This is a genomic window from Sphingobacterium sp. T2 (genome assembly GCF_000814685.1).
Classification (GTDB): Bacteria; Bacteroidota; Bacteroidia; order Sphingobacteriales; family Sphingobacteriaceae; genus Sphingobacterium; species Sphingobacterium thermophilum.
In genome coordinates this window covers 15,912-28,884 of record NZ_JXAC01000071.1, presented here as the reverse complement: position 1 = coordinate 28,884, position 12,973 = coordinate 15,912, and the positions used below count along the sequence as shown (strand labels likewise).

The 12,973-nt window shown below is 43.0% G+C and carries 9 protein-coding genes, 1 tRNA gene and 1 pseudogene; 7 read left to right on the top strand and 4 right to left on the bottom strand.

What is annotated here, in order from left to right; genetic code table 11:
• Positions 1–377 precede the first annotated feature (377 nt).
• From SD31_RS05645 to SD31_RS05615, 7 genes and pseudogenes are all read left to right on the top strand, one after another.
• Positions 378–3,473: a SusC/RagA family TonB-linked outer membrane protein gene (locus SD31_RS05645; protein WP_231561214.1), complete on the top strand. Its 3,096-nt coding sequence runs from the start codon at positions 378–380 to the stop codon at positions 3,471–3,473.
• 39 nt (positions 3,474–3,512) lie between these two features.
• Entirely contained in the window at positions 3,513–5,318 is a 1,806-nt protein-coding gene (locus SD31_RS05640; protein ID WP_039053415.1) for a RagB/SusD family nutrient uptake outer membrane protein, read from the top strand.
• A gap of 16 nt (positions 5,319–5,334) precedes the next feature.
• Complete coding sequence (locus tag SD31_RS15070; protein ID WP_052258694.1) at positions 5,335–6,300, top strand: BT_3987 domain-containing protein; 966 nt, start codon at positions 5,335–5,337, stop codon at positions 6,298–6,300.
• A 22-nt stretch (positions 6,301–6,322) separates the two neighbouring features.
• A complete protein-coding gene (locus tag SD31_RS05630) occupies positions 6,323–7,282 on the top strand; it encodes a hypothetical protein (RefSeq protein ID WP_039053414.1) in 960 nt (319 codons plus the stop codon).
• Between the two features lie 12 nt (positions 7,283–7,294).
• Positions 7,295–9,612, top strand: a pseudogene (locus SD31_RS05625) (GH92 family glycosyl hydrolase).
• A 12-nt stretch (positions 9,613–9,624) separates the two neighbouring features.
• Positions 9,625–10,344, top strand: coding sequence for a basic secretory protein-like protein (locus SD31_RS05620; RefSeq protein ID WP_039053413.1), 720 nt, complete (start codon positions 9,625–9,627; stop codon positions 10,342–10,344).
• A gap of 176 nt (positions 10,345–10,520) precedes the next feature.
• Positions 10,521–10,594 (top strand) — tRNA-Ala (locus SD31_RS05615).
• Between the two features lie 131 nt (positions 10,595–10,725).
• Here SD31_RS05615 and SD31_RS20690 read toward each other — a convergent pair.
• The 4 genes from SD31_RS20690 to rplU all read right to left on the bottom strand — a co-directional run bounded on the left by SD31_RS20690 (position 10,726) and on the right by rplU (position 12,836).
• Positions 10,726–11,454, bottom strand: coding sequence for a helicase-related protein (locus tag SD31_RS20690; RefSeq protein ID WP_316929779.1), 729 nt, complete (start codon positions 11,452–11,454; stop codon positions 10,726–10,728).
• The gene (locus SD31_RS20685) at positions 11,432–12,073 is read right to left on the bottom strand and encodes a DEAD/DEAH box helicase (protein WP_316929778.1); all 642 of its coding nucleotides are present in this window, start codon (positions 12,071–12,073) and stop codon (positions 11,432–11,434) included. The genes SD31_RS20690 and SD31_RS20685 overlap by 23 nt, the downstream gene beginning before the upstream one ends.
• A 140-nt stretch (positions 12,074–12,213) precedes the next feature.
• On the bottom strand, positions 12,214–12,399 hold the full coding sequence (locus SD31_RS05605; RefSeq protein WP_231561215.1) for a 50S ribosomal protein L27: 186 nt from the start codon (positions 12,397–12,399) through the stop codon (positions 12,214–12,216).
• 125 nt (positions 12,400–12,524) lie between these two features.
• The gene (gene rplU, locus SD31_RS05600; RefSeq protein WP_039053412.1) at positions 12,525–12,836 is read right to left on the bottom strand and encodes a 50S ribosomal protein L21; all 312 of its coding nucleotides are present in this window, start codon (positions 12,834–12,836) and stop codon (positions 12,525–12,527) included.
• Between the last annotated feature and the right edge of the window lie 137 nt (positions 12,837–12,973).

The window sequence follows — 12,973 nt, the reverse complement described above, 5'->3', positions numbered from 1 at the left end:
GAGAACATATATGGTGTAGGGCTTATTCTTCGAGTTTGAATATAAATCCTAAATAAAACACAAACAACCTCTTTTACAACCATTTACCCTCCTATTAACAATCTGTTAACATTCCATTAGGAATGGATTAACAACTTCCTTTTTGCTCTGTTCTTAACTTTATACATCGGCGCTAAACCGAACTGTTAAGAACCAAAAAAATATACCTAAGAATATGAGCAACAAAACCATTCCTAAGAGGATGAACTTCGACAGATCTCGCAGTTCATAAACCACAACCATCTTCGTAACGGGCAGTGGCTCCTACAATTATCGAATAACCTTATGTTATGTATTAAACAACAAACTACTTTAACTAACAACCAATTATTTATGTGATGAGAAATTTACACATGTTAAAATTTATGACCAGGGCTGTTCAAATAATCCTGCTCATAGCAGCATGGACAATTCCTGTATCGGCTCAGCAAAACATAGAAATTCAGGGTACCGTTAAAAACGAACTTAACGAGAATTTAAGTGCCGTGAGTGTTATTAACCTGAGAACCAATCAGTCCACAGCTACAGAACAGTCGGGAACTTTTAAAATTATGGCACAACGCGGTGACTCCCTACGCTTCTCCCACGTAGGCTATGAAGAACAGACCGTAGCCATCACCAACAGCATCAACCTTACCATCACCCTTAAAGCGCTGAACAATAGTCTCAATGAGGTAGTCGTGGTAGGATACGGCCAACAGCGTAAGATCAACATGGTGGGCGCTCAATCTTCCGTGAAGATCGAAGAACTTAAACAGCCGGTAGCAAATTTAAGTGCTACTCTTGCCGGACGTATCGCCGGTCTTGTGGGCGTTCAGCGTACGGGACTTCCAGGAAGTAACGCTGCAGATGTATGGATTCGCGGTATAGCGACTTTCAACTCACAAAATAGCGCCTCTCCCCTTATCGTGGTGGATGGAGTACAAGGCAGAGATCTCAACGCCTTCGACCCTGAAGATATCGCTAGCCTTACCATCCTCAAAGATGCTTCCGCAACAGCGGTATACGGCGCTCAAGGAGCAAATGGTGTAATACTTATTACCACCAAAAAAGGTAGAGTGGGAAAACCTACTCTCATGTTCAATTACAATCAAGGTATGGTGGACTTCACCAAACGCCCAGAACTCACCAACGCCGAACAATATATGCGTCTGCGCAATGAAGCTATGATTGCTTCGGGACTGGCTCCAGAATACAGTGAAGAATATATCCAAAATACTCTCAACGGAACAGACCCGTACCTCTATCCTAATGTAAACTGGATGGACGCCCTCTTCAAAAAAGGATCTTATAACAGAAGGGCAAACTTCAGTGCACGTGGAGGTACCGAAAATACGCAATATTATTCCGCTATATCCTATTATGATGAAACCAGTTTGCTAAGAACAGACAATCTACAAAGTTATAAAGCCGACACTCGTTTCAGACGTTATAATTTCACGTCCAACATAGATATGAACTGGACGAAAACTACCAAGTTCTCTTTGGGAATCTTAGGTTACGTTATCAATACTAATTATCCAGGTATCAACCCGCAGGATGCCTTTGCCAGAGTTATGCAGACCAACCCCGTATTATATCCGTTGATGTATCCTGGCAACTTGGTTCCTGCCGTAAACCAATCGTCGGACGCACAACCTAACCCTTACGCCTTGGTAACACAAACCGGATATCAAAATAATTTCTCCAGCCAGCTGAATTCAAGCGCCAAAATCACACAGGATCTCAACGGCATCACACCAGGACTGTCGGCCTATGGAATGTTCTCCTTCGATACCTACAACGCACACAACATCTCGCGTACTAGAAGCAGGACAACATACTCTATAGACCGGGCCAATCCGTACAATGATGACGGCTCTCTGAACTTAGTAATCATGGCTAATGGCTCGGAAAACCTAGGTTACAGCCGCAGCAACAACGGAAACAGACAGTTCTATTTCGAAGGCGGTGCCAACTATAACCGACAACTTGACAAACATAATATCAATGCACTGTTGCTCTATACACAGACAGATTATGTGGCAGCCTTTGCCGGCGACCTCACCTCGTCGCTTCCGTTTCGCACGCAGCGTGTCGTAGGTAGGGCAAACTACTTATTCGATGACCGTTATGCTGCAGAGTTCAACTTTGCGTACGATGGTTCAGAAAACTTTGTTCCTAGCAGACGATTCGGCTTTTTCCCTTCCTTTGGTGTGGGATGGATTTTGTCAAATGAAAAATTCTTTGAGTCTGCTAAAGATGTCTTCCAAATGGTGAAACTACGCTACTCTAACGGTATCACCGGTTCTGGCGGTGGAGGACGAAGATTTGGATTCCTGACCATCGTAACTACCGGCGCCAACGGATATTCATTCTGGAATGGCACTAGCAACGTTAATTACGGAGGTGTAGCAATCTCAGATTACGGATATGACGTTACCTGGGCAGAATCGCATAAACACGATATAGGATTGGAGTTCACCACCCTCCAAGGCAAATTAAACGTTACGGTAGACTGGTTCAAAGAAAACCGCAAAGGAGTGTTCCTACAACGCGGAAGCTTACCTAATTACCTTGGGCTCCAAAATCAACCTTATGGCAACTTGGGGGTGATCAGAAATCAAGGATTTGATGGTACCGTATCGTTGGAAAACCTTCAGGTTGGGCAGACCGTATGGTCATTCAATGGAACATTCTCCTACAATAAAGATCAGGTTATTGAGAACGACAACCCTCGTCAGCAGTTCCCTTACTTAGAACGTCGTGGCCGCAACTACTTGGCGTCTTACGGGTATGTGGCCGACGGATTGTTCCAAAGTCAGGCCGAGATCGACGTACACGCTGATCAGTCAGCCTTGGGAGCTCAACGTGTGGGAGATATTCGCTATAAAGACCTGAACGGAGATGGAGTTATCAACACATATGACCAAACAAAAATCAGCAACGGCGACGTGCCAAACCTCGTGTATGGCTTCGGTTTCAATGTAAATTACAAGAAGTTTTATTTGGGTGCTTTCTTCCAAGGCATCCAAGGAGCGGAAGATAGACTCTCAGGAGATGGTATCATTCCTTTCAACAACAGTACAGGCCCAGAACGAAGCAACCTGTTTGCTATCGCCGAATCCCGCTGGACGGAAGATAATCCTTCCAACGACGTGTTCTATCCGCGTTTAGGCTATGGAAATTCCGTAAATACTAACAACGCAGTGGCCTCAACATGGTGGATTAAAGATCTTGATTTCATCCGTCTCAAAACATTGGATTTCGGTTACTATCTACCAGCCGAAAAAATGAAATCATGGGGAGTGAAAAATGCTCGTCTGTATGTGCAGGGAGTAAACCTCTTCTACTGGAGTAAATTCAAACTATGGGATCCAGAATTGAATACCAGCAATGGCTCTTCTTATCCTAATACAAGAACCATTTCCTTAGGTATTCAGGCTAACTTCTAACGATCATTTTTCATCATCAGTAACATTAAAGAATACAACATGAAAACGAAAATATTAGCAATACTAGCGGCAGGAGGTATGTTATTCACCTCATGTGCAGGATTCCTAGATCAGATTCCCGATGACGTCTTGACCGTAGACGACATCTTTCAGTCCAAAAACTATGTGGACAACTATCTCACCCAGATCTACTCAAACCTTCCGAACGAGATGTCACAACGTTTCGTAGGAAACCAATTTGCCGGACCGTGGACAGCCGCCTCGGATGAAGCCAAATACAATTGGGACTTCAACTACGCCAACAACATGAATAAAAGCACTTGGGCGACTACAGACGGCAGCGTATCAACATTCTACGACAACTTTTACAAATCCATACGTAACGCAACAGATTTTATAGATAAAATTGACGGCGCCAATCCGGCAGAAGTAAATGACGCCTTAAAATCTCGCTATAAAGCGGAAGCTCGCGCCTTAAGAGCAATATATTATTACTACCTTATCCGCATCTATGGTCCGGTACCTTTAGTAACACAAGTTATCCCTGTGGATGCTCCTCTGTCCGAAGTGTTACTGCCTCGCAGTAGCTTCGACGAATGTGTAGAATTTATCGTATCAGAACTGGATCAAGCATACGTAGACCTTCCGACAAATCCCGTAAATAATGAATATGGCCGTATGACAAAAGGTATAGTAAAAGCTTTCAAACAGCAAACTTTACAGCTGGCTGCAAGTCCTCTTTTCAACGGTAATACGGACTATGCAAACCTTAAAAATAAAGATGGCAAACAGCTTATCAGTCAAACTTATGACGCCAACAAGTGGAAGCTAGCTGCAGATGCTGCAAAAGAATTCATCAACGAATTCGTACCTACCACTTACAGACTCTATACTGAAAATCATGCCGATCCGTTTATGAAAGCTTATCTGTCTACTCGTAACGTCATGCTGAGAGAGTGGAATGAAGAATGGATCTTTGCACGCACTAACGCGACAAACTACGTGCAGTACGATATGACTCCTAAACATGTGGGATACACTACAGATGTGCAGGGAGGAGGAGCCTTGGGCGCCACTCAAAAAATGGTGGATGCCTACTATATGGCTAACGGCCTTCCCATCACAGATCCTGCATCAGGTTATGAATCCTCAGGTTTTGCAGACTTCCAGGCTCCTTACGATGTCAGAGCGCGTAGTACCTTCAAGCCTTGGACAAATAGAGAAGCCCGCTTCTATGTCGGCATTACTTATAATAGAAGCTACTGGCTGAATCAAGGCTCAAACTCCAGTGAAGTTATTACCGTCATGGAGCTGTCCGGCAACTCGGGGCGTCGTCAGAGTACGTCGGACGTTTCGCCAACAGGTTATATCGTACGTAAGAACGTAGCCTCTAACAGCAATAACAGAGGTTCCGTACAGCTACGACTAGCCCATATATTTCTGGATTATGCCGAAGCATTGAATGAATATGATCCGACAAACCCCGAAATACTAACCTATCTAAACCTTATCCGCGAGCGAGCAGGAATACCGACCTATGGCAATGGCGCGGGACAGATCCCCCCTCCTGCCAACCAGTCGGCTATGCGCAACGCCATACGACGTGAAAGACAGGTGGAGCTCGCCTTCGAAAGTGTACGCTATTTTGACTGCCGTCGATGGAAAACTGCAGCGACAGAATTTGCCGGAGAAATATATGGCATGAATATGTTTGCCGACGGCAACGCTTTCTACGAAAAGACGTTAATAGAAACTCGTGTCTTCAAACCTAGAGACTACCTATTCCCTATTCCGAACAACGAGATTCTAAAAAATGACTTAATGGTTCAAAATCCAGGTTGGTAACAATAAACTTCAGAAAATGAAACTTTTATCAAAAATAAAATACTGTTCTGCACGACTAGGTTATGTTGCTATCGTATGTAGCACCCTATTCTACAGCTCTTGTATCAAAGATGTAGAATATACAGTAGACAACGAAGGTGTTATCTACATGTCACAAGCCACAGAAAGTAAGTCTCATCTCAGACTATTCGACATCGATACTATTCAGGATATTAACTTTGGGGCATCCTACGGAGGACTTAAATATCCTGACAGTGATATTACCGTAAAATTTGCCGTTGACGAAAGTCTTATCTCCGCATACAATCAGGAGAATGGAACAAACTTTATCCCTTTTCCGCAGAATGCCTATACGTTATCAGGCTTAGAGTCTGTAATAAAGGCAGGAAACGTAGATAGCGAACCGCTAAAGGTCATGGTCACCGCCAAAGCCCTTCAAATAGGGAAAGCATATATGCTACCTATCAAACTCGTATCTGCTGGTTCTGCAACCATACACGCTGAGTTAAGCACCGCTTATTTTCGTATTGATTCACTCATACGCCGAGAACGCGACATTACCAATTTAGGGGTATTCTCGGTAAGTCATGAAAACAATGGAGGTCCTAACCATGCTGAAGGTTCTCTTAAGTTGGTAGATAACAACTACGGCACGAAATACCTGACCCAAAACTACACGTCAGGCATGTGGTTCCAAGTGAAGTATAACACCCCTCAGGTCATCGGAGCCTATACCATGACTTCGGGCAATGACGCTCCTGAGCGTGATCCTAAGACATGGCGCTTTGAAGCTTCCAATGATGGCAATAGCTGGACCGTGCTGGATAGTCAGACCGAATATTTCTTTGAGAACCGCAACCAAACAAAGAGATTCGAGTTGGACAATAATACAGCCTATACACATTATAGAGTTGTCATCGTATCCAACAATGGTTCTAACCTATTCCAACAGACTGAATGGCGTTTAATTCAGTACTATTAATATTCACTTCAATCTAATAGTTATGTCCAAAAACAACATCCATCGCTTATGTGTAATAATTATTCCTTTGCTTCTTTGCCTTGCCTGCAAAGAGGCAAAGGAAACTATTATTGAGCATGAAGAAGAAACCATAGTAGAAGAAGATCCTAATGCCCCTCCTCGTCTATGGAGAGAAAAGTGGCATGAACATGAGCTGCTTCTGACAAGACAATATTACAACGACTCCATTGTCATCTACCATGATGATGATATGGATCCCACGGTGACATGGCCTCGAAGAATATTGACACAAATATGGAATTATTCGTGGAAGCACTATGGTGGATTCGGTCCCGACCCACGCCTGCGCGTAGTTTTGCATGGTGGCACCTATGGAGGCGGACATCCCGGATACTACCTCAGCAATAAACACGAATACTTCAATGTCATCGACGTAGGTTGGCACGCAACAAATGGCGAGGATAGTATTGGTGAGCCCCTTGACATTACAGCCCACGAAATAGGTCATATCGTCGAAAGTGTATCCTATAACACCTTAAATTCACCTGCCTTTTCCATCTGGGGCGACAGCAAATGGATGGAAATCTATCAATATGATGTATATAAAGGCTTGGGATGGACCGAGAAGGCCGCAAGCTGGCACAACAGAATGATGACCATCAAAGAAGACTTCCCTCGAGCCAACACCTACTGGTATCGCGACTGGTTCTTCCCTATCTATGATCGTTATGGCGGCGTTACGGTGCTCAACAATTTCTTTAAATTGCTTTCTGAACATTTTCCTACTACTAGTATTCCTAACGGAAGAAAATATATTAGAGATTTGAATTTCGGGGAGTTCATTCACTTCTGGAGCGGTGCTGCTGGTGAAGACCTATCTGAGCTGGCCGCAGCGGCATTCGGAGACAAAGATCGATACGGAAACTTGTGGATGCCTCAGCTTCAACAGGCCCAAAAAGATTTTAGTGCTATTTCTTATTAACAGTATATTATGATGAAGTTCCTTTCTATTAAAACCAAAAAACTCTTAACACTTTTTGTTGCTTGCTCTTTTGCTGTCAACCTGAACGCACAGCAGGCAGACAACACGATGGAGCCGGTAGATTATGTCAATCCTCTAATGGGTACGGACTCCAAATTTGCTCTGTCCAACGGCAACACCTATCCTGCCGTGGGCGTACCCTGGGGTATGAATATGTGGACCCCACAGACAGGCAAAATGGGTGACGGATGGCAGTATACATATGCTGCCGACAAGATCCGCGGACTGAAGCAGACACACCAACCTTCCCCATGGATGAACGACTACGGCCAGTTCTCCCTCATGCCGGTAAGTGGCAAATCGGTTTTCGACCAAGACGAAAGAGCTAGCTGGTATTCGCATAAGGCGGAAGTGTCCAAACCTTATTACTACAAAGTTTATCTTGCAGATCACGACGTGACAGCAGAGGTTACCCCTACCGAAAGAGCAGCAATATTCCGTTTTTCTTTCGGCAAAACCGATAGTGCCTTCGTCGTTATCGACGCTTTCGACCGTGGCTCCGAAGTAGAAATTATCCCAGAAAAAAATATGATTATCGGCTACTCCTCCCGTTATAGCCGAGGTAAACTTCCTAATTTCAGAAATTACTTCGTAGTCGTATTTGACAGACCCTTCACATACAATGCAGTATGGGAAGGTAAAAACAAAAAGGAAGGAATTCTGAAATTACAGGCTAACCACGTTGGTGCTATCATAGGTTTTAAATCATCAGGCAAGCAGGATCCTATCCACGCTCGTGTGGCCTCTTCTTTTATCAGTAAAGAACAGGCTCTCCGAAACCTCAATGAATTGGGTAAAGACTCCTTCGACATGGTGGCATCCAAAGCCCGTAAACAATGGAACGACAAATTAGGCAAAATAAAAGTCGAGGGAGGAAGCATAGACCAGCTGCGAACGTTCTATAGCTGCCTCTACCGTACGCTCTTCTTCCCTAATAAGTTGTACGAATACGATGCTCAAGGCAACATCGTACACTACAGCCCTTATACCGGAGAGGTTCTACCCGGCTATATGTTTGGAGGTACCGGCTTCTGGGACACTTTCCGTGCGTTGTATCCTCTGTTAAATCTGGTTTATCCTTCAATCAATAAGGAAATGCAGGAAGGGTTGATAAACTGCTATAAAGAAGGCGGATTCTTGCCGGAATGGAGCAGCCCAGGATTTGCAGACATCATGATAGGAAACAACTCTGCCTCCGTTGTGGCTGAAGCTTACCTCAAAGGTCTAAGAGGTTATGATATAGAAACCCTCTACGAAGCCTTGAAACATGGCGCTAACAACGAAGGGCCTATGACAGCGGTGGGCAGAAAAGGTGTCGCCTACTACAATGAGCTGGGATATGTTCCCTACGACGTCGGCATCAATGAAAGTGCTGCCCGCACGCTGGAATACGCCTATGATGATTTCGCTATCTATAGGCTGGCCAAAGCATTGAAAAAACCTCAAGAGGAAATAAAGCTATACGCCCAACGAAGCCAAAATTATAAACACCTGTTCGACCCTTCCACCAACTTAATGCGCGGAAAAAACAAAGACGGCTCGTTCCAATCGCCTTTCAACCCTTTAAAATGGGAGATGCGTTTACCGAAGGTAATAGCTGGCATTATACCTGGTCGGTATTTCACGATGTACAAGGACTTATCGACCTGATGGGAGGCAGTAAAACTTTTGTAAACATGCTGGATTCGGTATTTTCACAACCTCCGGCCTTCGACGACAGCTACTATGGCGGAGTGATTCACGAAATTCGCGAAATGCAAATTGCCGACATGGGGCAATACGCCCATGGAAACCAACCTATCCAACATATGATTTATCTGTACAATTACGCAGGAGAGCCTTGGAAAGCACAGTATTGGGCAAGAGAAGTAATGAACAGAATGTACAAACCTACCCCTGATGGTTACTGTGGTGATGAAGACAATGGACAGACATCCGCATGGTATGTTTTCTCCGCATTGGGATTTTATCCTGTATGTCCGGCAATGGACGAGTATGTCTTGGGAGCTCCTCTTTTCAAGAGAGCTACCATACACCTTGAAAACGGCAAAACGTTCGTTATAGAAGCTCCAAACAACTCTGCGAAAAATATTTATGTGCACAACATTACATTCAACGGCAAGTCACACGACGTAAACTACATCAAACATGGAGACATCTTCAAAGGAGGTACCTTCAAAGTAGACATGCGTGCATTGCCAAATAAGACCAGAGGAACAAAACCTTCGGCATATCCTTATTCATTTACAACTGATCCTAACAAATTTTAAGTTTACATCCTTATGCAATTCAGACGAGATTTTTTAACACTTATACTATTAAGCTTCATATCGGTAAAGACATCCTTTGCCCAACGAAATTGGTCAGATATCAACAGAGATATAAAAAATGCTGTCCAGGTGGATACCATCACTAAGAAAAAATTCACCCTGATTTTTATCAATAAATCCAAGGACTTTGACTCTAAGGTGGGGGAAAAGCTAAAACAAGTTTTCTTTATAAATTATCCTAAGCAGGTTAAGCTATATAACAAAGAGGCTTCACGCAAAGTAATATTTGTCATCGATCCGGAGTACGACGGTATAGCCGCCGCCGGGGGAGGCGTAATCCGTTTCAACCCGGAATGGTTTAAGAAGAATCCTAGAGATATAGATATTGTCACACATGAAACCATGCATTTAGTCCAAAGCTATCCACATGGTGCTGGTCCCGGTTGGATTACGGAAGGTATTGCAGACTATATACGCTATACGATGGGGGTGGACAACAAAGGCGCTAACTGGTCCTTACCAGACTATAAGGACTCTCACAAATACACCGATGCCTATAGAATTACAGCACGTTTCTTCGTGTGGTTAGATAAAAAAAAGAAAAAAGGTTTCATCAGAACCTTAGACCAGCATATGCGCAGTAAAACCTATAGTGAAGAGTTCTGGACCCGCTACCTAGGAAAAAGTATTGACGAACTCTGGAAAGAATATAGTGCTAATCCACAAATATAGGTAGGTTAATGTAAGTAGTGAATGATGGTGCATGGCATCATGCATCATCATTTCAAGTTAAAACAAAAAAACCTAATTATCAATAGCATACCTATCAAAAACAGAATAGGTATTGACAAACATCAAAATATTTCCGTACTTAGGGACTGTAAACGCCTCATAAAGGCATATCATCTGGGGCATTAGCTCATTTGGCTAGAGCGCTACGCTGGCAGCGTAGAGGTGATCGGTTCGAATCCGATATGCTCCACATATTCTTTTTTCAAAAAACTCTTTTTAATATCTTTCATCCTCCCCCATAAAAAGTATGGGTAGACAATAAATATCCACCCACACTCAGCTATTTTAAATAGAGATTTTTTCTAAATTCAAAAAGTAACTCTATCTTATTCTATCATTTGTACTATTTCCACGTGATCGGAAACTTTCTCCCGAGGAGAAAACCTTGTTTGGTCCATTTTGGGATTTTCGTGGGTAAGATTTCTTCTTATGACGAAAGTCTGGTTTTGTACCTGTTTTTGGTAGATCTTTTGATTGCTTTGATTTTCCCTGATTTAACAAAAACTGACTCTGCCTAATCAGCTCCGGAGACATACTCAACCCTTCTAATTCCTGTACCGGCAACTCCAATCCTATGGTAAACTGAATATCGCGGATATATGGAATTTCTTCCACCCCACATAAAGATAGTGCAAAGCCTGACGCTCCCGCCCTTCCAGAACGACCAATACGGTGAACATAGGATTCTGGAATATTAGGTATCTCATAGTTAATAACATATTGCAACAAGTCTATATCTATTCCCCTTGCGGCAATATCTGTTGCTACCAGTACTTTTATAGTCTTTTTCTTAAAGGCGTCCAAAGCATTTTGGCGGGCATTCTGCGACTTATTCCCATGGATGGCCGCTGCAGAGATTCCATTCTTCAGCAGCAATCTCACTAAGCGGTCGGCTCCATGTTTTGTACGGGCAAACACCAATACACTATCGTCCACCCGCGTATTCAACAAGTGCAATAGAGCTTTGGGCTTATTGGCTTTTTCTACATAATATAGGGTTTGCTGAATAGTTTCTGCCGTGCTGGACTCAGGAGTCACTTCCACCTTCATAGGATCGACGCAAAATGGCATCTGCCAAGGCTTGAATCTGTCTCGGCATTGTCGCCGAAAAAAACAACGTTTGTCTCTTAGCAGGCACTAAAGACAAGACACGTTTTACATCATGGATAAAGCCCATGTCCAGCATTCTGTCTGCTTCGTCCAGCACCAAGATCTCTACCTTGTCCAGCCATATCAGCTTCTGTGACACCAAATCTAATAGACGGCCTGGTGTAGCCACTAATATGTCCACCCCCTGACGAAGCTGCTGAACCTGACTAGACTGACTTACACCACCGAAAACTACTGCATGCTTAAGTTCCAGATTTTCACCATATGCTTCCAATGACTCGTCAATCTGAATGGCCAACTCACGGGTAGGAGTCAGTATCAAAGAGCGTATTGCCCCCTGCTTATATCCTTCCGGCTTGCCAGCACTTAGTAACTGTAAAACGGGAATCGAAAAGGCTGCCGTCTTACCCGTACCGGTCTGCGCACAGCCCAACACATCTTTGCCTTGTAATACTTGTGGAATAGCCTGTTCCTGTATAGGAGTAGGACAAGCATACCCTTGTCTGCTAAGTGCTTCCAATATCGGCGCACTCACTCTTAATTCTTTGAAAGTCTTCATTATATAGTTTATGAGGAGCTTTCAACAAAGAAGAAAGAGCCTCGGATTAAAAAATAGGAAGGTATTATTAAAATAATATCCTTCTAAAAACAAAAGCCGCTAAGAGATCTTAGCGGCTCAATCTTTTTGTAGGTTAAATCTTAGTTGTTCTCAGCTGGGATAACTGAAACGTAAGATCTGTTGTTAGCTTTTTTACGGAAAACTACAGTACCATCTACTAAAGCGAACAATGTGTGGTCTTTACCCATACCTACGTTAGCATCTGGATAATGTACTGTACCACGTTGACGTACAATAATGTTTCCAGCAATAGCTTTTTGATCCACCAAAAATTTTGATTACCTAATCTTTTGCTGTTGTGACTCACGGCCGTTCTTAGAACTACCTGCACCTTTCTTATGTGCCATTTCTTTATCTTAATTTATGACTTTAGTCAGATTAACAACTCCAATTATAAAGTGATACCAGTAATCTGGATTTTAGTGAACAATTGACGGTGTCCGTTTTTCTTTTTATAACCTTTACGACGTTTTTTCTTGAAAACGATCACTTTATCACCTTTTAGATGCGACACAATCTTAGCGGTAACTTTTGCACCTTCGATTGTAGGAGCACCGATTTTAAATTTGCCGCCATCTTCAGCTAATAATACTTCGTCAAATTCAATACTAGCGCCTTCATCTCCTTGTAAACGGTGTACAAAAAGATGTTGGTCTTTTGCAACCTTAAATTGCTGTCCTGCTATACTTACTATTGCGTACATTGTTTGTTAATTAATTTGTATAATCTTTTAATGAGATGCAAAGATAGTGTATTCTTTTTATTTATACAAGACTATTTCAAAATCATTTTCTCCTTCAAGGAATGACTACTATCACATTCCACCTTCCCAACATAAAG

What these genes read in the sequence shown, in the direction of transcription:
- SD31_RS05640 (WP_039053415.1), top strand. Translation starts at nt 3,513, where the DNA reads ATGAAAACGAAAATATTAGCAATACTAGCGGCAGGAGGTATGTTATTC.
- SD31_RS05645 (WP_231561214.1), top strand. Translation starts at nt 378, where the DNA reads ATGAGAAATTTACACATGTTAAAATTTATGACCAGGGCTGTTCAAATA.
- SD31_RS05620 (WP_039053413.1), top strand. Translation starts at nt 9,625, where the DNA reads ATGCAATTCAGACGAGATTTTTTAACACTTATACTATTAAGCTTCATA.
- SD31_RS20685 (WP_316929778.1), bottom strand. Translation starts at nt 12,073, where the DNA reads ATGAAGACTTTCAAAGAATTAAGAGTGAGTGCGCCGATATTGGAAGCA.
- SD31_RS05630 (WP_039053414.1), top strand. Translation starts at nt 6,323, where the DNA reads ATGTCCAAAAACAACATCCATCGCTTATGTGTAATAATTATTCCTTTG.
- rplU (WP_039053412.1), bottom strand. Translation starts at nt 12,836, where the DNA reads ATGTACGCAATAGTAAGTATAGCAGGACAGCAATTTAAGGTTGCAAAA.
- SD31_RS15070 (WP_052258694.1), top strand. Translation starts at nt 5,335, where the DNA reads ATGAAACTTTTATCAAAAATAAAATACTGTTCTGCACGACTAGGTTAT.
- SD31_RS20690 (WP_316929779.1), bottom strand. Translation starts at nt 11,454, where the DNA reads ATGAAGGTGGAAGTGACTCCTGAGTCCAGCACGGCAGAAACTATTCAG.